We start from the raw sequence: 20,029 nt of genomic DNA, 5'->3' as shown, positions 1-20,029 counted from the left end.
ACGTCAGGCCCGCGCCGGGCCGTCCGGCGGGCCGGACGCACGCTGTTCCTCGACGTGCGCGAGGACGGCGCGCCCGAGCGCGCGGACGCCGTCGGCGGCCGCGTCGCCGTCACGACCGCGCAACGCGGCTCGGAACGAGTCCACGAAGTCCCCGACGCCCCAGAACACGAACCGGGGCTGGGCGAGGGCGAGGAACTGGCACTGCGTGAGCACGGTGACCGCGGCGTGCTCGAAGAACGGGTTCGGCGTCGCCGTGAGCAGCGGTCCGACGAGGTCGTCGAGCGCGGTCCCCAGACCCACCGGGTCCTTGCCGGCGACGTGGTCGCGGACCTGCTCGAGCGCCTCGGCCAGGATCGCGACGTCGGCGTCGTCCATCGTCGGCACCGACCACCGCACGGCGAGCTCGGCGAATCCGAACAGCACCTGCAGGGCGTGGTCGTAGTCGTCCGGGGCGGGCGTCGCCACCCGGAACCCGCCGTCGGCGCTCGTCTCGACGAGGCGATCGCGGACGAGTGCCAGCAACGCGCGTTCCACCTCGACGAGCCCGGCGTCCGTGCCGGCCGCGAAGTCCCGGGGGTCGAGCGGATCCCCCGGCCGTCGGCTCCCGCTCAGGATCGCGGCGACGACCCGGTGCTCCGCGTCGTCCTGGCTTTCGGTCGTCGTCTCCGCCGGGGCGGGCTCACCACGTGTCATGTCCACTCCGTGTCTGCAAGGAGGATCGCTCGTTTCTACCGCGCCCGGTGGCGTGGGGGCAAGGGGCAGGTCCACGCGACCGGGGTCCCCCAGCGGGCAGGACGCCCCGCCCGAGAACGGACGCGGGTGCTGCTCGGTACGTTCTGGGCACGGAACCGAGGAGGTCCACATGTCCGACATCACCACCGCCACCGACCGCTACGCGGGATCGAGCATCCAGAAGATCGCGCTCGTCGTGGGCATCGTCTTCCTGCTCGTCGGGATCGCCGGGTTCGTCCCCGGGCTGACCACCGGCGACCTGGGCGGAGCCGGCCACGGCTCGATGGCGATGCTGCTCGGCCTGTTCCAGGTGTCGGTCCTGCACAACATCGTCCACCTGCTGTTCGGCGTGGTCGGGCTCGTCGCGGCGCGCTACGCCACCGGTTCCCGGATGTACCTCGTGATCGGCGGGGTGGTCTACTTCGTGCTCTGGGTGTACGGGCTCTTCACCGCGGGGCACGACTTCGCCGCCAACTTCGTCCCGCTGAACTGGCCCGACAACTGGCTGCACCTCGTGCTCGCGATCGGGATGGTCACGCTGGGCGTGGTGTTCCCGCGCGAGCGCCGCCGGCCCGTCGGCGCGTGACCGGGTTCACACCGGGGTCGCCGCCGCCCGCGCCGCGGTGAACGCCGCGACGCACCGGCGGACCTGTTCCTCGGTGTGCGCCGCGGACAGCTGCACCCGGATCCGCGCCTTCCCCTTCGGCACCACGGGGTAGCTGAACGCGGTCACGTAGATCCCGCGCGCCTGCATCTCGTCCGCGATCCGGGCGGTGAGCGCGGCGTCGTGGAACATCACCGGGACGATCGGGTGCTCCCCCGGCAGCAACTCGAACCCGGCGTCGGTCATGAGCGTCCGGAACAGCTCCGCGTTCCGGCGCAGCGTGGAACGGGCGTCGTCGGAGCGCTCGATGAGGTCCAGCGCCGCGACCGTCCCCGCCGCGATCACCGGCGCGAGCGAGTTCGAGAACAGGTACGGGCGCGAACGCTGCCGCAGCAGGTCGACGATCTCCCGACGGGACGCGACGTAGCCGCCGGACGCGCCGCCGAGCGCCTTGCCGAACGTCCCCGTGTACACGTCGACCCGGTCCGCGACGCCGCACAGTTCCGGTGTCCCCCGGCCGTGCTCCCCGACGAACCCGACCGCGTGCGAGTCGTCCACGATGACGAGCGCGTCGTAGCGCTCGGCGAGGTCGCAGATCTCGCGGAGCGGAGCGATCGAGCCGTCCATCGAGAACACCCCGTCGGTGACCACGGCACGGAAGCGAGCCGACGAGGCGGCCGCGAGCTGCGCCTCCAGGTCGGCCATGTCACGGTTCCGGTACCGGAACCGCTGCGCCTTCGACAGCCGCACGCCGTCGATGATCGACGCGTGGTTGAGCTCGTCGGAGATGATCGCGTCCTCCGCGCCGAGCAGCACCTCGAACAGGCCGCCGTTCGCGTCGAAGCAGGAGGAGTAGAGGATCGTCGCCTCGGTGCCGAGGAACGCCGACACCCGGCGCTCGAGGTCGAGGTGGAGGTCCTGCGTGCCGCAGATGAACCGGACGCTCGCCATGCCGTAGCCCCAGCGGTCGAGGGCGTCCTTCGCCGCGTCGACGAGGTCGGCGGAGTCGGCGAGCCCGAGGTAGTTGTTCGCGCAGAAGTTGAGCAGGTCCGCCCCGTCCGCCTCGATCGCCGCGCGCTGCGGGCCGGAGATCCCGCGTTCCCGCTTCGTCAGGCCCGCGGCCTCGATGCCGGCGAGCTCCGCCGCCAGGTGGTCCTTGATCGCGCCGTACATCAGATCTCCGTCCAGTCGATGACGACCTTGCCGCCGTCCGCGCTCGCCGCCGCGGCGAACGCTTCTTCCCAGTCCCGAGCCGCGTACCGCGCCGAGACGATCGAACCGATGCGCTCGCGCAGGACCTGGCTCGTCTGCAGCATCGAGCTCATGGTCTGCCAGGTCTCGAACATCTCCCGCCCGTAGATCCCCTTGACGGTGAGCATGTGCGTCACGACCTTGCCCCAGTCGACGGCGATGTCCCCCGTCGGGAGCCCGAGCATCGCGATCCGGCCGCCGTGGTTCATCGTGTCGACCATCGACGGCAGCGCAGCCGGTGCGCCGGACATCTCGAACCCGACGTCGAAGCCCTCGCGCATGCCGAGGCGCTCCTGGGCCGCACGGAGCGCCGCGGTGCCGTCACCGCGGACGTCGATGCCGAGGTCGGCACCCATCGTCTCCGCCATCGCGAGGCGGTTCGCGCTCACGTCGGTGCCGACCACGAACCGGGCTCCGGCGTGACGCGCCACCGCGATCGCCATGAGGCCGATCGGGCCGCACCCCGTGACGAGCACGTCCTCGCCGACGACCGGGAAGGCCAGCGCCGTGTGCACCGCGTTGCCGAGCGCGTCGAACAGCGCTCCCACGTCCGGGTCGACGTCGGTGTGGTGCACCCACACGTTCTGCCCGGGGAGGGTCAGGTACTCCGCGAACGCCCCGTCGCGTTGCACGCCCAGGCCCTTCGTCCGGATGCACATCTGGCGACGCCCCGCGCGGCAGTTCCGGCAGGTGCCGCACACGATGTGCCCTTCGCCGGAGACCCGGTCCCCCACCGTCACGTCGCGCACCGCGGACCCGACCTCGACCACCTCGCCGAAGAACTCGTGTCCGGGGACCAGCGGTGCCGTCACCGCCGAGGCCGCCCAGTCGTCCCACCGGCGGATGTGCAGGTCGGTCCCGCAGATCCCGGTGCGGAGCACCCGGATGAGGACCTCGTCCTCGCCGGGGACCGGCACCGGCCGCTCGGTCATGGTCAGTCCCGGAGCAGCGTCCGGCTTGTACAGCGCCTTCATCGGCGTCATCCGCGTCACCTCGTCGTGCGTGATGGAGTCGTCGGCGGTTCGTGACCGCCGTCGTCCAGCCTCCCACACGTGGGCACGACGCGGCCTGGAGGCGCGGCGCGGGTCCGGCACGACAGTGCGGTCCTGCGCCGGTCAGACCTCGCGGAACGGTTCGGCGTCGTCGAGTCGCACCCGGAGCGCCGGCGCCGCCCGCCGCCGGTTGCCGCCCGGCAGCACCCGCCGGGTCGACGAGCGCCGGATCACCTCGGCCTTGAGCGTCGCCGCGACTTCGGCGCCGTTCGCGTACGGGAAGCGGACGATCGCGCGGACCGTCCCGGGGAGCGCGTCGTCCTCGACCGGGACGGGTCCGAGCACCGGTCCGGCCGTCAGCCCCTCGAGCGCGTCGACGGCCCCCGTGACGGCCTCGTCGGTGCCGGTCAGGGTCGCGACGCGGACGGCCGGCGGGAAGTTCAGCTCGCGGCGGTCGGCGAGCTCGTCGTGGGCCGGCCCGTCGAGACGCCAGAGCGCCATCGCGGTCGCGGTCTTCCCGCCGATGCCGACCAGGTACGCCTCGACGCCGGGCGCTCCCTTGGCGGCGGCGTTCGTCCAGAAGCGGAGCACGTCCTCCTGCACCCGCAACCCCTCGCGCGCCAGCATCCGCTCGCCGTCGAGCAGCAGCACGCACGCGTACCCGCCCGCCACGTTCGGCTCGGCGCCGCGGGTCGCGACCACGACGGAGGGTCGAGCGGGCACCTCGTCGAGCGGACGGGACCCGTCGGCGACGACGATGCGGGTGCCCGGGAACGCCCGCCCGAGTTCGTCGGCCGTCCGCTGGGCGCCCTGTCCCACCGGCTTCACCGTGCCGTTGCCGCAGGTCGGGCAGCGGAACCCCACCGCGAGGGCGCCGCAGAACCGGCACTGCGGCGTCGCGCCGCGGTGCGGTGTGCCGAGCGGACCACCACAGATCCGGCAGTGGGCGCGCTCACCGCACTCGGCGCACACCAGGCCGGTACCGAAGCCGGGGCTGGCCACCTGCACGAGGACGGGGCCGTGCTGGCTGGCCTCACGGGCGGCGCGCCAGGCGGTGCTCGGGATCCGGGCCTGCGCGGCGTACCCCTCGGCGCCGGTCTGCTGGACGGTCGGGATCACCTTCGGCGTCCGTACCCGGTACGGCGTGACCTCCTGGAGCCAGTGCAGTTCGACGAGCCGCTGCACGTCGGTGCTCCTGGCGTGCGAGAGGAACAGGAGCGCGGCACCGGACTGGGCGGCGCGCACCAGGGCGACGTCGCGGGTGTGCACGTACGGCGCTCGCTGCTCGATGAAGGACGGGTCCCCGTCGTCCCACATCGCGATGAGCCCGAGGTCCGACGCGGGCGCGTACATCGCCGTGCGGTTCCCGATCGCGACGACCGCGTGGGTCCGTGCCCGGAGCAGGGCCTTCGCGCGCTGCCCGTTCGTCTGCTTCGCGTCGAACCGGACGACGCGTTCGGCGGGGAGCACGGCGAGGAGGGCGCGTTCGAGGTCCGTCACGTCACGGAAGTCGGGCACGGCGATCACGGCCGACCGCTCGGCCGCGAGGGAGTGCGCGGCGGCCTGGGCGAGGGTCGCGGCCCAGCCCGGGACCCAGACGTCCTCGGAGGGCGTCGCGGCGCCGTCCGCCGTGTCCGCGGGGTCGGCTGCGGGGGTGAGCGCGACGGGGTGGGGGACGGCGGCGACCGCAGCGCGCCCGCGGTCGGCGATGAGCGCCTCCAGGACGCCGTCCGCGTAGCCGCTGACCTCCGGCGGCGTCACCGGGCCGGGAGCCCACGCGGTGTCGCGGGCGAGCCAGGCCTTCTCCGCACGTACCTGGCGCGTCGGCACGGCGAGCCGGAGCACGTCCGACGCGACGCCGGCCGCACGGTCGGCGACCGCGCGCGCGAGGCGCCAGACCTCGGGCGCGAGGACCGGGACGGGCGAGACGACCTGCTCGATCGGGCTGAGCTCGCCGGGCCAGTCCCCCTCGGAGACGACCTCGACGACGTACGCGTCGGACATGCGCGCCCCGGTCCGGAGCGGCACCTTCACGCGGACCCCGGGCACGCAGTCGTCCTCGAGCTCGGCCGGCACCCGGTAGTCGAACAGACGGTCCAACTGCGGGAGCGGCGAATCGAGGACGACGCGCGCGACGGTGGTCACGCGGACACCTCAGACGGCGGCGGGGACGAGTCCTGCGGCGGCGCGGAGTTCGTCGACGCGGTCGAGCTGCTCCCAGGTGAACCCGGGCAGCTCGCGTCCGAAGTGGCCGTACGTCGCCGTCTGCGCGTACCGCGGCTTCAGCAGGTCGAGGTCACGGATGATCGCGGCCGGACGCAGGTCGAACACCTCGGTGATCGCCGCTTCGATGGTGGCGTCGTCGACGTGCCCCGTGCCGAAGGACTCGACGTACAACCCGACCGGCTTCGCACGGCCGATGGCGTAGGCGACCTGCACCTCGAGGCGGTCGGCGAGGCCCGCGGCGACGGCGTTCTTCGCGACCCAGCGGAGCGCGTACGCTGCCGACCGGTCCACCTTCGACGGGTCCTTGCCGCTGAACGCCCCACCGCCGTGCCGGGAGGCGCCACCGTACGTGTCGACGATGACCTTGCGCCCGGTGAGCCCGGCGTCGCCCTGCGGCCCGCCGATCTCGAACCGGCCGGTCGGGTTCACGATGACGTCGACGTGCGACGAGTCGAGGTCGACGAGGTCGAGCACGGGACGGATCACGTGCTCGGTGATCGCCGCCGTCAGCTCGTCGAGCGAGACGCTCGGCGAGTGCTGGGTGGAGAGCACGACCGTCTCGACGGTCTTCGGCACGACGCCGTCGTAGCCGACGGTCACCTGGGTCTTGCCGTCCGGGCGGAGGAAGGTGAGCTCCCCCGACTTGCGCACCTCGGCCAGGCGCTCCGCGAGGCGGTGCGCGAGCCAGATCGCGACGGGCATGTACTCGGGCGTCTCGTTCGTCGCGAAGCCGAACATGATGCCCTGGTCACCGGCGCCCTGCCGGTCGAGGGGGTCCGCGCCGGCACCCGAGCGCGCGTCGAGCGACTCGTCGACACCCTGCGCGATGTCGGGCGACTGTGCGCCGATCGACACCTCGACGCCGCAGGTGTGGCCGTCGAAGGACACCTCCGACGAGTTGTAGCCGATGCCCGTGATGACATCACGGACCAGCTTCGGGATCTCGACGTAGCCGGAGGTCGTGACCTCGCCCGCGACGTGCACGAGTCCGGTGGTGACCATCGTCTCGACGGCGACGCGCGCGTTCGGGTCCACCGTGAGGAGGGCGTCGAGGATCGTGTCCGAGATCTGGTCGCAGATCTTGTCCGGGTGCCCCTCGGTGACCGACTCGGACGTGAAGAGGCGCAGGTTGGTGCTCGTCACCGCGATCAGTCGGTCGGCTGCTGCTGCTTGGTGACGGTGAGCTTGTCCTCGTTGATCTCGTGCAGCGCAACGGACAGCGGCTTGTCGTCGATCGTCGAGTCGACGAGCGGGCCGACGTTGTCGAAGAGCGAGCCCTCGTGCAGGTCGGCGTAGTAGTCGTTGATCTGCCGCGCGCGCTTCGACGCGAAGATGACGAGCGCGTACTTCGACTCGACCTTGGCGAGCAGGTCGTCGATGGGCGGGTCGATGATGCCCTGGGGGTTGGCCATGGGATTCTCCTCGGTCTTCGGGCGTCGGACCGCGCGAGTGCGCGGGACGCGGGCGCACCCGTCAGGGCGCAGAGAACAAGTCTACGACCTCGCGTGCCGCGGTGCTGACATCGGAGTTCACGATGCGGACGTCGAACTCGTCCTGGGCGGCGAGTTCGACCTTCGCCGTGTCGAGCCGGCGCGCCTGTTCCTCGGCGGACTCGGTGCCGCGGCCGATGAGCCGGCGCACGAGTTCGTCCCACGACGGCGGCAGCAGGAACACCAGGACCGCCTCGGGCATGGCGTCGCGGACCTGCCGGGCTCCCTGCAGGTCGATCTCGAGCATCACCTTGTCGCCGGCGTCGAGCGCGCGGTCGATCGGGGGACGCGGGGTCCCGTAGCGGTACGAGTTGTGCACGGTCGCCCACTCGAGCAGTTCCCGGTCGCGGATCATCCGGTCGAACTCGTCGTCGTCCACGAAGTAGTAGTGCACCCCGTCGATCTCACCCGGGCGTGGCTTGCGGGTCGTCGCCGAGACGCTGAGGTTGACGTCCGGGTACTGCTCGCGGATGTAGGCGCTGACGGTGCCCTTGCCGACCGCGGTGGGCCCCGCCAGGACCACGAGCTTCGAGCTCCCGCGCTTCCGGCCCCGGGCCGCGAGCCAGTCGGCCAACTCCGAGCGCTGCCGGGTGCCGAGCCCGCCGAGGCGCTTCGACGGCGCGATGCGCAGGTCGCCCATGATCGCCTCGGCACGTGCCGGACCGATGCCCGGCAGGCTCGTCAGCAGGTCCCGCACGCGCAACGACTTCTCGGCCGGGGCGTCCGCGTCCGACCAGGCAGCGCGGGCCACCTCGAGCGCGGACCGCTCCCCCGAGGCGACCGCGGCCTTCACCGCGGCGCGAGCGCGCCGCGCGGCGACGGCCGCCTGCGCGGCGGCGACACGGTCCACCTCGGGCGGGTTGCGGTGGGCGGGGAGTTCGTCGCGGTCGTCGGTCACGCGGCCGCTCCCAGTGCCGCGCGGATGCGGTCCGCACGGTCGGCGACGAGTGACGCGACGCCGTCCGGACCGTCCGTCAGCAGGCCGCGCGACTCGCTGACGAGGACCTGCTCCGCACGTGCGCCGTACAGCGCCCGGAGGTCCTCGATGCGCGCCCCCTGGGCGCCGAAGCCCGGGGCGAGGACCGGGGAGTTCCCGATGGTGTCCGCGTCGATGCCGAAGTCGGCCAGGTCGAGGGTCGCGCCGAGCACGAGCCCGACGTCGCCGAGCGGCTGCTCGCCGCCGGTCCGGTTGTCGTCTGCCACGTCCAAGACGATACCGGCAGCGACGGACCGGCCGGCCCGCGGCCCCTCGGCCAGGACCGCCGTCTGCAGGACGCGCGCCTCGGGGTTGCTCGTGGCGGCGAGCACGAACACACCGGCACCGTTGCGGCGAGCCACCGCGAGTGTCCCTGCCAGCGACCCGTAGCCGAGGTAGGGCGAGACCGTCATCGCGTCGGCGGCGAACGGTCCGTCACGGTCGAGCCAGGCGAGCGCGTAGTCGTCTCCCGTCGTCCCGATGTCGCCCCGCTTGACGTCGGCGACGACCAGGAGGCCCGCATCACGTGCCCGGCGGACGGTCGCGTCGAGCGCTCGGTAGCCCGCCACCCCGGCGGCCTCGAAGAAGGCGATCTGCGGCTTCACCACCGCTGCTCGGCCCGCGGCCGCGTCGACCAGGGTCCGACCGAAGGCGGTCAGACCCTGCTCGTCGCGGCCGAGCCCCCACGCCGCCAGGGTGGCGGCGTGGGGGTCGATGCCGACACAGAGCGCCGAACGCTCCGCGACGGCGGACGCGAGCCGGACGCCGAAGGGGGTCGTGCCTCCCGAACGGTCGTCAGCTGCCACGGCTCCGGCCGTCACCAGGTCGCGCGCTCGAGGGCGTAGTCCTGCAGGCTGCGGACGCTCAGCGGCGAGCCCATGGTCTCGATCGCCGCGACGGCGGCACCGAGCTCCGCGATCGTCGTGAAGATCGGCTTGTCGGCCGACACGGTCGCCGCGCGGATCTCGTAGCCGTCCGCACGTCCGGCGGCACCCGACGGCGTGTTCACCACGATGTCGACCTCGCCGCGTCCGAGCAGGTCGACCACGCTCTCGCCGCCCTCGCTGTACTTGCCGACGAGCGTGACCTCGATGCCGTTGCGGCGGAGCACCTCGGCGGTGCCCTCGGTCGCGGTGATCGTGAAGCCGAGCTGCTGCAGGCGGTGCACCGGCAGGACCACCTGGCGCTTGTCGGTGTCGGCGACGCTCACGAACACGGTCCCGCTCGTCGGGAGCCCGCCGTACGCGGCCTCCTGCGACTTGAGGAACGCCCGCGGGAAGTCGCGGTCGATGCCCATGACCTCGCCCGTGGAACGCATCTCGGGGCTCAGCACCGAGTCGACGACCTGGCCGTCGTACGTCCGGAAGCGGCGGAAGGGCAGCACGGCCTCCTTCACGGCGACCGGGGCCTGCGCCGGCACCGAGGAACCGTCGCGCTCCGGCAGGAGCCCCTCGGCGACGAGCTGGTCGATCGTCGCCCCCGTCATGATGCGCGACGCCGCCTTCGCCAGCGGGATGCCGAGCGCCTTCGAGACGAACGGGACGGTGCGGCTGGCGCGCGGGTTCGCCTCCAGCACGTAGAGCACGCCGGCGCCGATCGCGAACTGCACGTTCAGCAGGCCCTGCACGCCGATGCCGCGGGCGATCTTGCCCGTCGCCTCGACGACCGCTGCGATCTCGGCACGACCGAGACCGACCGGGGGCAGCGTGCACGCGGAGTCGCCGGAGTGGATGCCGGCCTCCTCGAGGTGCTCCATGATCCCGCCGACGTAGAGCCGCTCACCGTCGAAGAGCGCGTCGACGTCGATCTCCACCGCGTCGTCGAGGAAGCGGTCCACGAGCAGCGGGAGCTCCGGACCGATGATCGCCTGGTCGGCCATCCGGTCGAAGTAGTCCGCCATCGCCACCGAGTCGTAGACGATCTCCATGCCGCGACCGCCGAGCACGAACGAGGGACGGACGAGCACCGGGTAGCCGATCTCCTCGGCCACGGCGGTCGCGCTCGCGAGGTCGTGCGCGGTGCCGTTGCGCGGCGCGAGGAGGCCCGCCTGCTCGAGGATCGCGGAGAACTGCCCGCGCTCCTCGGCCGAGTCGATCGCGGACGGGCTCGTCCCGAGGATCGGGATGCCCGCGGCCTCGAGCGGCTTCGCGAGGCCGAGCGCCGTCTGACCGCCGAGCTGCACGACCACTCCGACGAGCTCGCCGGACGCCGCCTCGGCCTCGATGACCTCGAGGACGTCCTCGGTGGTCAGCGGTTCGAAGTACAGGCGGTCGGAGGTGTCGTAGTCGGTCGAGACCGTCTCCGGGTTGCAGTTGATCATGATCGTCTCGAACCCGGCGTCGCTCAGCGCGAAGGACGCGTGCACGCAGGAGTAGTCGAACTCCACGCCCTGGCCGATGCGGTTCGGCCCGGAACCGAGGATGACGACCTTCTTGCGGTCGCTCGGTGCCACCTCGGTCTCCGAGTCGTACGACGAGTAGTGGTACGGCGTCAGTGCGGGGAACTCACCGGCGCAGGTGTCGACGGTCTTGAACACCGGACGGATGCCCTGGGCGTGCCGGGCGTCACGGACCTCCTGCTCGGTCGTGCCGCGCAGCGAGGCGATCTGCACGTCGCTGAAGCCGTGCTCCTTCGCCCACCGGAGGGTGTCCGCGTCGAGCGTCTCGGCCGAGCGGACCTCGTCGGCGACCTCGTTGATGAGCACGATCTGGTCGATGAACCACGGGTCGATCTTCGTGGCCTCGAAGACCTCGTCCGCGGTGGCGCCAGCGACGAGCGCCTGCTGCACGGTGACGATCCGACCGTCCGTGGGGACCGCCGCCTTCTCGAGCAGCGCGGCCTTGTCGAGTTCGGCGGCCGGGGTGTCCCAGTGGAAGGACGAACCACGCTTCTCGAGCGAGCGGAGCGACTTCTGCAGCGCCGTCGCGTAGTTGCGGCCGATCGCCATCGCCTCGCCGACGCTCTTCATCGTCGTGGTGAGGGTGGCGTCCGCGGCGGGGAACTTCTCGAACGCGAACCGCGGGGTCTTCACGACCACGTAGTCGAGCGTCGGCTCGAAGCTCGCCGGGGTCACGCGGGTGATGTCGTTCTCGATCTCGTCGAGGCGGTAGCCGATCGCGAGCTTCGCGGCGATCTTGGCGATCGGGAACCCCGTCGCTTTCGAGGCGAGCGCCGAGGACCGGGACACGCGCGGGTTCATCTCGATCACGATGACGCGGCCGTTCGACGGGTCCACGGCGAACTGGATGTTGCAGCCACCGGTGTCGACACCGACCCGACGGATGATGTCGATGCCGATGTTCCGCATGTTCTGGTACTCGCGGTCGGTCAGCGTGAGCGCGGGCGCGACGGTGATCGAGTCACCCGTGTGCACACCGACCGGGTCGACGTTCTCGATCGAGCAGATGACGACCGTGTTGTCGAAGTTGTCGCGCATCAGCTCGAGCTCGTACTCCTTCCAGCCGAGGATCGACTCCTCGAGCAGGACCTCCGTGGTGGGGCTGGACTGCAGCCCGTCGCCGACGAAGCGGACGAGTTCCTCCTCGTTGTAGGCGAACCCGGAGCCGAGCCCGCCCATCGTGAACGACGGGCGCACGACGAGCGGGTAGCCGAGGTCCGCGGCGTACTCCTTCGCCTCCTCCAGGGTGTGCGCGATGTGGCTGCGCGCCACGTCCGCGCCCGACTCGAGGACGAGTTCCTTGAACAGCTGACGGTCCTCACCGCGCTGGATCGCGTCGACCTTGGCGCCGATGAGCTCCACGCCGTACTTGTCGAGGATGCCCTCGGCGTCGAGCTTGATCGCCGCGTTCAGTGCCGTCTGCCCGCCGAGTGTGGGCAGGACCGCGTCCGGCTGCTCGATCTTGATGATCTCCTCGAGCGACGAGCTGGTGATCGGCTCGATGTACGTCGCGTCGGCGAAGTCGGGGTCGGTCATGATCGTCGCCGGGTTCGGGTTGACGAGGATCACGCGGACGCCCTCGGACCGGAGGACGCGGCACGCCTGGGTGCCGGAGTAGTCGAACTCCGCGGCCTGACCGATGACGATCGGGCCCGAGCCGATGACGAGGACGGAGTTGATGTCTTGGCGCTTCGGCATCAGTTGGCTTCCTTGGTGATGTCTGCTGCGGGGGTGGTGGCGTCGGCGGTGGCCGCGTCGAGCGGCTCCCCGTCACGTCGCGCGCGCACCAGGTCCGCGAACCGGTCGAAGAGGTACATGGAGTCGTGCGGACCGGCCGCCGCCTCCGGGTGGTACTGCACGCTGAACGCGGGGACGTCGAGCGCGCGAAGGCCCTCGACGACCTGGTCGTTCAGGGAGTAGTGCGAGACCTCGACGCGACCGAACCCGGCCGGCGACTCGAGGACCTCGCCGAGCGGCGCGTCGACCGCGAAGCCGTGGTTCTGGCTCGTGATCTCGACCTTGCCCGTCGTGGTGTCGAGCACCGGCTGGTTGATCCCGCGGTGGCCGAACGGCAGCTTGTACGTGCCGAAGCCGAGGGCGCGGCCGAGCAGCTGGTTGCCGAAGCAGATGCCGAAGAACGGCCGGCCGGTCTTCAGCGACTCCTGCAGCAGCGACACCTGCGCGTCGCTCGCGGCGGGGTCGCCCGGGCCGTTCGAGTAGAACAGGGCGTCGGGCGCCAGTGCCTCGAGGTCGGCGGCGGAGATGTCCTGCGGCACGACGTGCACCTCGAACCCGCGCTGCGCGAGGTACCGGGTGGTCGACGCCTTCACTCCGAGGTCGAGCACCGCGAGCCGACCGATCTGCTCCCCGACCGCGGGGACCACGTAGGTCTCGGGGGTGGACACCACGGCGGAGAAGCTCGCGCCCTCCATCGCGGCCTGCTCCCGCACGAGTCGCTCCTGCTCGGCCGGGTCCAGGGCCGCGTCGTCGCCGCTGAACACCCCGCCCTTCATCGCCCCGGCGTCGCGGATGCGTCGGGTCAGCGCGCGGGTGTCGATGCCGGCGATTCCGACGATGCCGTCCCGCACGAGGTGCTCGTCGAGCGACGCGTTCGCACGGTGGTTCGACACGATGCGGCTGGGATCGCGCACGACGTACCCGGCGACCCAGATGCGTCGGGACTCGGGGTCCTCGTCGTTCACCCCGGTGTTGCCGATGTGCGGCGCGGTCTGCACCACGATCTGCCCGGCGTAGGAGGGGTCGGTGAGCGTCTCCTGGTACCCGGTCATGCCGGTCGCGAAGACCACCTCGCCGAGCGTGCGCCCGCGGGTGCCGTAGGCCCAGCCGTCGTACCGGGTGCCGTCCTCGAGGACCAGCACGGCCCGTTCGCGTGTCATCAGTTCGTCCCTTCGCCCGCGGTGTGCGGGTGGTTGTGCTTCGTCGACAGTCCCTGCAGGGCGACGAGTGCTGCTGCATCGCCCTCCGGGAACCGGAAGTAGGTGTCGAGGTCCGTCGCACCTGCGGCGCCGGTCGCCGTCCATCGCAGACGGACCAGTCCCCCGGGCTCGACCACCCGGTCGATGGCCCACGTGGCGCGGTCGGCGCCGCGCACGGCGTCCGCGGCGATCCAGCGGTCCGGAGCGCCGGCCTGGTGGAGCACGAGGCCGGTGTCGTGGACCGTCACCCCGCCGCGGCTCCGGAACCCGAGTCCGCCGGCGGTGATCCGCTCGAGCGGTTGGTCGGCGCGGGTCGTCGCGACGGTGAACCCGTCCCACGACCCGGCCGCGGGTGCGAGGTCGGCCGGGACCCCGACGGGAGGCACGGCCTCCGCCTGCTTCCGGGTCCGGGTCCGCCAGGTGCGCGCCATGGCGACGAACAGCAGGACGACGAGGGCGAGGATGACCGCGCCCTCGAGCCAGCGGAGTGCGTCACCGCTCATGCGCCCGCGCCGATCCGGGTGGCCCGGGCGTGCGCCGCGACACGGTCGGCGTCGACGAGCTGCCCGTCGACGACCGTCGGGGCGCCGTGGTGGAAGGTCGCCACCACGCGTCCGGGGAGCCGCATGCCGAGGTACGGCGAGTTCTGCGACTGTCCGGCGAGGTCGTCGACGGAGAACTCGCGCACCGCGGCCGGGTCGTACAGCGTGAGTTCGGCGGGCGCGCCCTCGGTGATGCGCTGCCCGTGTCCCTCGACCTGTCCGATGCGCGCCGGCGCCTCGGAGAGCACCCGCGCGACGTCCGCCCAGTCGAGCTGTCCGCTCTCGACCACGGCGGCGTGCACGACGCTGAGCGCCGACTCGAGGCCGACCATCCCGTTCGCGGCGGCGGGCCACTCGCAGCACTTCGCCTCGGCGGTGTGCGGCGCGTGGTCGGTCGCGACGATGTCGATCGTGCCGTCCGCCAGGGCCCCGCGGAGCGCGTCGACGTCCTCGCGCGACCGGAGCGGCGGGTTGACCTTGTACCGCGCGTCGTACCCGGGGGCGCCGTCGTGTCCGGCGATGAGGTCCTCGGTGAGGACGAGGTGGTGGGGCGTGACCTCCGCCGTGACGTCGATGCCGCGCGACTTCGCCCAGCGGATCACCTCGACGCTGCCGGCCGTCGACACGTGGCAGACGTGCAGACGGGCTCCGACGTGGTCGGCGAGCAGGACGTCGCGGGCGATGATCGCCTCTTCCGCCACCGCGGGCCAGCCGGCGAGGCCGAGCTCGGACGACAGCCGTCCCTCGTTCATCTGGGCGCCGATGGTGAGCCGGGGTTCCTGGGCGTGCTGGGCAAGCACGCCGCCGAAGCCCTTGATGTACTCGAGCGCACGCCGCATGAGGAGCGGGTCGGACACGCACGAGCCGTCGTCCGAGAAGACGCGGACCTTCGCGCGCGAGGTCGCCATCGCGCCGATCTCGGACAGGTGCGTGCCCTGCAGCCCCTGGGAGACCGCTCCGATCGGCCGGACCGTGACGTAGCCGGCGTCGTCGCCGAGCGCCTGCACCTGCTCGACCACGCCGGCGGTGTCGGCGACCGGGCTCGAGTTCGCCATCGCGTTCACCGCCGTGAAGCCGCCCGCGGCCGCCGCGCGCGACCCGGTGAGGACCGTCTCCGACTCCTCGAAGCCGGGCTCGCGCAGGTGCGTGTGGAGGTCCACGAGGCCGGGCAGGGCGATCAGGCCGTCGGCGTCCACGACGGTCGCGCCGGCCGCGTCGAGACCGGACCCGACCGCGGTGATGCGCCGTCCCTCCAGGCGGATGTCGGCACGCGAGCCGTCGACCAGCTGCGCGCCGCGGATGAGGTGGGCGGTCATGCGACGGACTCCTTCGGGGTCGTGCGGTCACCCGTCAGGGCGAGGTAGAGGACGGCCATCCGGACGCTCACGCCGTTCGCGACCTGCTCGACGACCGTCGAGCGGGGGTCGTCCGCCGCGACCCCGGCGATCTCGAGCCCGCGGTTCATCGGGCCGGGGTGCATGATCAACGTCCGCTCCGGGAGCCGGGCGGTGCGCGTCGCGGTGAGGCCGAAGTGCCGCGTGTACTCGCGCGGGTTCGGGAAGAACGCGTCGTTCATGCGTTCCTGCTGGATGCGCAGCAGCATGACGACGTCCGGGTCCTCGGCGAGGGCCGCGTCGAGGTCGTGGTGGACCGCCGCGCCGAAGGGTCGGTCCACGGCCGGCAGCAGCGTCGGCGGCGCCGCGAAGGTGACCTCGGCACCCAGCGTCGCCAGCAGCCACGCGTTCGACCTGGCCACCCGGCTGTGCAGCACGTCGCCGACGATGAGCACGCGGACCCCGTCGAGCCCCGCGCCGCGGCTGGCGTCCCCGTGCAGCCGTCGACGCATCGTGAACGCGTCGAGCAGCGCCTGCGTCGGGTGTTCGTGCGTGCCGTCGCCGGCGTTCACCACGGGCACGTCGATCCAGTCGGCGTCGGCGAGGACCCGGGGTGCCCCGGACGCGCCGTGCCGCATCACGATGCCGTCGATGCCCATCGCGCCGAGGGTCTGCACGGTGTCCTTGAGGGACTCGCCCTTCGAGACGCTCGACCCCTTCGCGGCGAAGTTGATGACGTCCGCGGAGAGGCGCTTCGCCGCGGCCTCGAACGAGATGCGGGTGCGCGTCGAGTCCTCGAAGAAGAGGTTCACGACCGTCTTGCCGCGGAGCGCGGGGAGCTTCCGGACCTCGCGGGTGTTGACCTCGGCCATCTCCTCGGCGACGTCGAGGATCTGGATCGCCTCGTCGCGGGAGAGGTCGGCCGTGGAGAGGAGGTGCTTCACGCCGCACCCCCGTCGTCGGGCTGCTCGATGACGACCTCGTCGGTGCCGTCGGTCTCGGTGAGCCGCAGCGTCACCCGTTCGTCCGACGCCGTCGGGAGGTTCTTGCCCACGTGGTCGGCGCGGATCGGGAGCTGGCGGTGCCCGCGGTCGACGAGCACGGCGAGCCGGACGGCGCGCGGGCGCCCGATCCCCTGCAGCGCGTCGAGCGCGGCCCGCACCGTGCGCCCCGAGTAGAGCACGTCGTCGACGAGCACGACGACCTTGCCGTCGATGCCGCTCGTCGGGATGGTCGTCCGGTGCGGAGCCCGGCCGATGCCGTGACCGAGGTCGTCCCGGTGCATCGTGACGTCGAGCGTCCCGAGGCGCTGGTCGTGGTCGGCTGCCCAGTCGGGTTCGATGTCGGCCAGGACGGCGGCGAGCCGTTCGGCCAGGACGGCACCCCGCGTCGGGATGCCCAGCAGCACGAGGTCCGAAGCACCGTGGTTGGCTTCGAGGATCTCGTGCGCGATGCGTGTCAGAGCACGCGTGATGTCGGTGTTCTGCAGGACCGTTCTGGTGCCCACGCCGACCTCCTTCCCCGCCTCACCGGACGGACTTAAAGGACGCTGACGTGGTCAACCCTACCGGGACTCCTGGTCCCCTGCGACCGACCGACCGGACGGTGCATCGCCGTTCTTCGCCGCGGCGTTCCGGCCACCGGCGACCGCGCCGAGGACACCGTTGACGAAGCCGGCGGACTCCTCCGTGGAGAGGGACTGCGCGAGTTCCACCGCCTCGGCGATCGCGACGGCGTCCGGCACCTCGGGGTTGAACCGGAGCTCCCAGACGCCCATCCGCAGGATGCAGCGGTCGAGCACCGGCATCCGGGCGATCGACCAACCCTGCGCGTGGTCGACGATGATCTCGTCGAGCACCGCGCGGTCGTCGTCGACGCCCGTGACGATCTGGCGCGCGTAGTCCCAGCTGGAGGCGCGCTCCGGCTGGTCGAGGTGACGCACGGTCTCCGTGGCGAGGACGTCCGCGATCGGCAGATCGCGGACCTCCGCCACGTACAGCATGTCGAGGGCGCGCTTGCGGGCCTTCGAACGAGCACTCATCCGGTCAGCGCCTAGGAGTTGACGCGGCCGAGGAAGCTGCCGTCACGCGTGTCGATCTTCACCAGGGTGTCGGTCTCGAGGTACAGCGGCACCTGGATCTGGTAGCCGGTCGCCTTGATCGTCGCGGGCTTGGTGCCACCGGACGAGCGGTCGCCCTGCAGGCCCGGCTCGGTCTCGATCTCGGTCACGATCGACGTCGGGAGCTCGACGTACAGCGGCGTGCCCTCGTTCATCGCGATGGTGACCATCGCCGACTCGAGCAGGAAGTTCTTCGCGTCGCCGACGACCGTGGCCGGCACCGGGATCTGGTCGTAGGTGTCGGTGTCCATGAACACGTACGAGTCGCCGTCCTCGTAGAGGAACTGGTAGTCGCGGCGGTCGACGGTCGCGGTGTCGATCTTGGCGCCCGCGTTGAAGGTGCGGTCGACGACCTTGCCCGACACGACGTTCTTGAGCTTGGTGCGGACGAACGCGCCGCCCTTGCCCGGCTTGACGTGCTGGAACTCGACGACCGACCAGAGCTGCCCGTCGATGATGAGAACGGCGCCGTTCTTGATGTCAGTGGTACTGGCCATGTGTCTTCGATGTCCCGTTCGGTCGTGTCGTGAAGGTCTGCGGACCGCGCTGGGTCCCGGACGAGTGTAGCGGACTGGCCGCTCGCGCTCGGGTGGGTGCCGGGCGGACGGTCGCGCCCGCGTGGGGGCGTGCGGTCACTCCCGCTTGCGGGCGCGGGCGGCGTCGATCGCCGCCCACCCGAGGAGCACCACCGCCGTCCCGCCGAGGACCGCGCCCGCGACGCCCGTCGAGATCACCGCGGTCGGTCGGGCCGGGAGCGCCAGGTACACGATCGACAGGATCCCCGCTCCCGCACCGAGCAACACGAGGAGCACGCGCCGGATGACACCGTTCAGGGTCTGCCGGTCCCGGCGGTCCGAGAACAGGCGGATGTTCACCGACAGCTTGCCGGACTCGATCGCCTCGCCGATCCGGTCCACCCGGCGCGGGAGCCGCCTGGCCGCCGTCACGGCGCCGAACAGCTCCCGGACGGCGACGTCGCGGAGCTTGCCCGGCCGCAGCTGGTCGCGGATCTGCTCCCGTGCGAGCCCACGCGATTCCTCGAGCAGGTCGAAGGACGGCGCGAGCGTGCGGAGCGTCCCCTCGAAGATCGCCAGCGCACGGGCCGCCGCCACGAAGTCCGGCGGCGGCTTGAGCCGGTACCGGCCGAACACCTCGACGGCGTCGTCCACGGTCTCGACGCCGATGCGGGCGCCGGGTCCGAGTTCGTCGGCGACGAACCGTGCGATCGCGCGCCGGAAGTCCGGCTCGTCCTGGGCGTCCCGCACCGGGGCCATCCGGAGCACCGCGTCCGCGATCCGGGAGGTGTCGTCCTGGATGTACGCCGCGACGAGTTCCTGCACGGTCTCGCGCAGGCTCGGGTCGAGCCGGCCGACCGACCCGAAGTCGATGAGCGCGGGTCGCCCGTCGGGCAGGACGAGGACGTTCCCGGGGTGGAGGTCGGCGTGGTACAGACCGTCGAAGACCACCTGTCGCAGGAACGCCCGCAGGATCGCCCGCATCGGTTCGTCGAGGTCGCGTGTCGACCGCGCTGCACGGATCGCGCTGAGGGTGTCGCCCTCCAGGAACTCCATGACGAGCACGCGGCGGCCGGACAGGTCGGGGTACGGCACCGGGTAGCGCACCTCGTCCGGCCGTGCGCTCCGCTGCTGCGCCGCACGCAGTGCCGTCAGGTTGCGGAGCTCGGAGACGAAGTCCACCTGGCGGACCAGGTCGTCCGCGTACTGCGCGGCGACCTCCTGGACGCCGACCTGGCGCGCCTCCACGGACCACCGCGCCATGAACCGGACGACCCGGAGGGCGATGTCCACGTCCCGGCGGACCGCAGCGTCGATGCCGGGGCGCTGCACCTTCACGGCGACGCTCGTGCCGTCGGCCAGGCGGGCCCGGTGCACCTGGGCGATCGAGGCCGCCGCGACCGGCACGGGGTCGAACGCCGCGAACACCTCCTGCACCGGCGCGCCGAGCTCCCGCTCGAGCAGCGCGGCGACCTCGTCCGCGGGGGCCGGGGTCACGCTGCGCTGCAGGTGGGCGAGTCCCTCGGTCCACTCCTCGGGGAGCAGGTCGTCACGTGTCGAGAGCAGCTGGCCCATCTTCACGAACCCGCCGCCTGCCTCCTCGAGCGCGCGTCGCAGGTGCTCGGCCTGGTCACGACGGAGGTCGGAGGTCGCCGGGTCGTGCGAGAAGTCGAGCCGCCGGAACGGCACGAGTCGGTGCCGACGGGCGATGGAGAGCAGCTCGGTGAAGCGACGACCGCGGGATCGCAGGCTGCCGGCGTCGGCGTCCTCGGGGTTCGACAGGTCGCTCAGGCGGGGCGGGTTGGGCACGCCCCCAGTGTGCTCCCCCGTCCTGCGCGGTCCGTCCCCCCACACTCGGGAGGCGCGGCTCGTCGTCCACAGATCGCGTCGCGTCCGGCTCCGGGCTGGGTCGCC

Annotated in this window: 18 protein-coding genes; 1 reads left to right on the top strand and 17 read right to left on the bottom strand. The window is 72.1% G+C overall.

Features of this window, described 5'->3' with window-relative positions:
- Positions 1 to 3: 3 nt before the first annotated feature.
- Positions 4 to 693, bottom strand: coding sequence for a GntR family transcriptional regulator (locus ACTJKO_RS02870; RefSeq protein WP_440685473.1), 690 nt, complete (start codon positions 691 to 693; stop codon positions 4 to 6).
- A 169-nt stretch (positions 694 to 862) separates the two neighbouring features.
- On the opposite strand from ACTJKO_RS02870, the gene ACTJKO_RS02865 reads away from it, so the two are divergent.
- Positions 863 to 1,318 (top strand): DUF4383 domain-containing protein, encoded by a 456-nt coding sequence (locus ACTJKO_RS02865; RefSeq protein WP_440685471.1) that lies wholly within the window; start codon positions 863 to 865, stop codon positions 1,316 to 1,318.
- 6 nt (positions 1,319 to 1,324) lie between these two features.
- Here ACTJKO_RS02865 and ACTJKO_RS02860 read toward each other — a convergent pair whose 3' ends face one another.
- The 16 genes from ACTJKO_RS02860 to ACTJKO_RS02785 form a co-directional block, all read right to left on the bottom strand.
- On the bottom strand, positions 1,325 to 2,509 hold the full coding sequence (locus ACTJKO_RS02860; protein ID WP_440685469.1) for a glycine C-acetyltransferase: 1,185 nt from the start codon (positions 2,507 to 2,509) through the stop codon (positions 1,325 to 1,327).
- Positions 2,509 to 3,561, bottom strand: a complete 1,053-nt coding sequence (gene tdh / locus ACTJKO_RS02855; protein ID WP_440685910.1) for an L-threonine 3-dehydrogenase — start codon at positions 3,559 to 3,561, stop codon at positions 2,509 to 2,511. Before tdh ends, ACTJKO_RS02860 begins: the two co-directional genes overlap by 1 nt.
- A gap of 141 nt (positions 3,562 to 3,702) precedes the next feature.
- Positions 3,703 to 5,724 carry a primosomal protein N' gene (locus tag ACTJKO_RS02850; RefSeq protein ID WP_440685467.1) on the bottom strand — a complete coding sequence of 674 codons (2,022 nt, stop codon included), beginning with the start codon at positions 5,722 to 5,724 and terminating at the stop codon, positions 3,703 to 3,705.
- 9 nt (positions 5,725 to 5,733) lie between these two features.
- On the bottom strand, positions 5,734 to 6,948 hold the full coding sequence (gene metK, locus ACTJKO_RS02845; protein ID WP_440685465.1) for a methionine adenosyltransferase: 1,215 nt from the start codon (positions 6,946 to 6,948) through the stop codon (positions 5,734 to 5,736).
- A 5-nt stretch (positions 6,949 to 6,953) separates the two neighbouring features.
- Positions 6,954 to 7,217 carry a DNA-directed RNA polymerase subunit omega gene (gene rpoZ / locus ACTJKO_RS02840; RefSeq protein ID WP_022906709.1) on the bottom strand — a complete coding sequence of 88 codons (264 nt, stop codon included), beginning with the start codon at positions 7,215 to 7,217 and terminating at the stop codon, positions 6,954 to 6,956.
- A 61-nt stretch (positions 7,218 to 7,278) separates the two neighbouring features.
- Positions 7,279 to 8,193 carry a guanylate kinase gene (gene gmk, locus ACTJKO_RS02835; RefSeq protein ID WP_440685462.1) on the bottom strand — a complete coding sequence of 305 codons (915 nt, stop codon included), beginning with the start codon at positions 8,191 to 8,193 and terminating at the stop codon, positions 7,279 to 7,281.
- On the bottom strand, positions 8,190 to 9,077 hold the full coding sequence (gene pyrF / locus ACTJKO_RS02830; protein WP_440685460.1) for an orotidine-5'-phosphate decarboxylase: 888 nt from the start codon (positions 9,075 to 9,077) through the stop codon (positions 8,190 to 8,192). The genes gmk and pyrF overlap by 4 nt, the downstream gene beginning before the upstream one ends.
- 11 nt (positions 9,078 to 9,088) lie before the next feature.
- Positions 9,089 to 12,367, bottom strand: coding sequence for a carbamoyl-phosphate synthase large subunit (gene carB / locus ACTJKO_RS02825; protein ID WP_440685458.1), 3,279 nt, complete (start codon positions 12,365 to 12,367; stop codon positions 9,089 to 9,091).
- Positions 12,367 to 13,566 carry a glutamine-hydrolyzing carbamoyl-phosphate synthase small subunit gene (carA, locus tag ACTJKO_RS02820; protein WP_440685456.1) on the bottom strand — a complete coding sequence of 400 codons (1,200 nt, stop codon included), beginning with the start codon at positions 13,564 to 13,566 and terminating at the stop codon, positions 12,367 to 12,369. The genes carB and carA overlap by 1 nt, the downstream gene beginning before the upstream one ends.
- Entirely contained in the window at positions 13,566 to 14,108 is a 543-nt protein-coding gene (locus ACTJKO_RS02815; RefSeq protein ID WP_440685454.1) for a PH-like domain-containing protein, read from the bottom strand. The genes carA and ACTJKO_RS02815 overlap by 1 nt, the downstream gene beginning before the upstream one ends.
- Positions 14,105 to 15,463, bottom strand: coding sequence for a dihydroorotase (locus tag ACTJKO_RS02810; protein ID WP_440685452.1), 1,359 nt, complete (start codon positions 15,461 to 15,463; stop codon positions 14,105 to 14,107). Before ACTJKO_RS02810 ends, ACTJKO_RS02815 begins: the two co-directional genes overlap by 4 nt.
- Complete coding sequence (locus ACTJKO_RS02805; RefSeq protein ID WP_440685450.1) at positions 15,460 to 16,425, bottom strand: aspartate carbamoyltransferase catalytic subunit; 966 nt, start codon at positions 16,423 to 16,425, stop codon at positions 15,460 to 15,462. Before ACTJKO_RS02805 ends, ACTJKO_RS02810 begins: the two co-directional genes overlap by 4 nt.
- Positions 16,422 to 16,988, bottom strand: coding sequence for a bifunctional pyr operon transcriptional regulator/uracil phosphoribosyltransferase PyrR (pyrR, locus tag ACTJKO_RS02800; RefSeq protein ID WP_440685448.1), 567 nt, complete (start codon positions 16,986 to 16,988; stop codon positions 16,422 to 16,424). The genes ACTJKO_RS02805 and pyrR overlap by 4 nt, the downstream gene beginning before the upstream one ends.
- A 57-nt stretch (positions 16,989 to 17,045) precedes the next feature.
- Positions 17,046 to 17,522, bottom strand: a complete 477-nt coding sequence (gene nusB, locus ACTJKO_RS02795) for a transcription antitermination factor NusB (RefSeq protein ID WP_440685446.1) — start codon at positions 17,520 to 17,522, stop codon at positions 17,046 to 17,048.
- 11 nt (positions 17,523 to 17,533) lie between these two features.
- Entirely contained in the window at positions 17,534 to 18,097 is a 564-nt protein-coding gene (gene efp, locus ACTJKO_RS02790; RefSeq protein ID WP_440685444.1) for an elongation factor P, read from the bottom strand.
- Positions 18,098 to 18,232: 135 nt separating this feature from the next.
- Entirely contained in the window at positions 18,233 to 19,924 is a 1,692-nt protein-coding gene (locus ACTJKO_RS02785; RefSeq protein WP_440685441.1) for an ABC1 kinase family protein, read from the bottom strand.
- Positions 19,925 to 20,029: the final 105 nt, after the last annotated feature.

The sequence above is a fragment of the Curtobacterium sp. 22159 genome (assembly GCF_052045775.1).
GTDB lineage: Bacteria > Actinomycetota > Actinomycetes > Actinomycetales > Microbacteriaceae > Curtobacterium.
This window is presented reverse-complemented; position numbering and strand designations above follow the sequence as displayed.

Coding starts and splice junctions, on each gene's coding strand:
- carA (WP_440685456.1), bottom strand. CDS start 13,566: ATGACACGCGAACGGGCCGTGCTGGTCCTCGAGGACGGCACCCGGTAC.
- carB (WP_440685458.1), bottom strand. CDS start 12,367: ATGCCGAAGCGCCAAGACATCAACTCCGTCCTCGTCATCGGCTCGGGC.
- efp (WP_440685444.1), bottom strand. CDS start 18,097: ATGGCCAGTACCACTGACATCAAGAACGGCGCCGTTCTCATCATCGAC.
- tdh (WP_440685910.1), bottom strand. CDS start 3,561: ATGAAGGCGCTGTACAAGCCGGACGCTGCTCCGGGACTGACCATGACC.
- nusB (WP_440685446.1), bottom strand. CDS start 17,522: ATGAGTGCTCGTTCGAAGGCCCGCAAGCGCGCCCTCGACATGCTGTAC.
- ACTJKO_RS02860 (WP_440685469.1), bottom strand. CDS start 2,509: ATGTACGGCGCGATCAAGGACCACCTGGCGGCGGAGCTCGCCGGCATC.
- ACTJKO_RS02865 (WP_440685471.1), top strand. CDS start 863: ATGTCCGACATCACCACCGCCACCGACCGCTACGCGGGATCGAGCATC.
- ACTJKO_RS02810 (WP_440685452.1), bottom strand. CDS start 15,463: ATGACCGCCCACCTCATCCGCGGCGCGCAGCTGGTCGACGGCTCGCGT.
- ACTJKO_RS02870 (WP_440685473.1), bottom strand. CDS start 693: ATGACACGTGGTGAGCCCGCCCCGGCGGAGACGACGACCGAAAGCCAG.
- ACTJKO_RS02815 (WP_440685454.1), bottom strand. CDS start 14,108: ATGAGCGGTGACGCACTCCGCTGGCTCGAGGGCGCGGTCATCCTCGCC.
- rpoZ (WP_022906709.1), bottom strand. CDS start 7,217: ATGGCCAACCCCCAGGGCATCATCGACCCGCCCATCGACGACCTGCTC.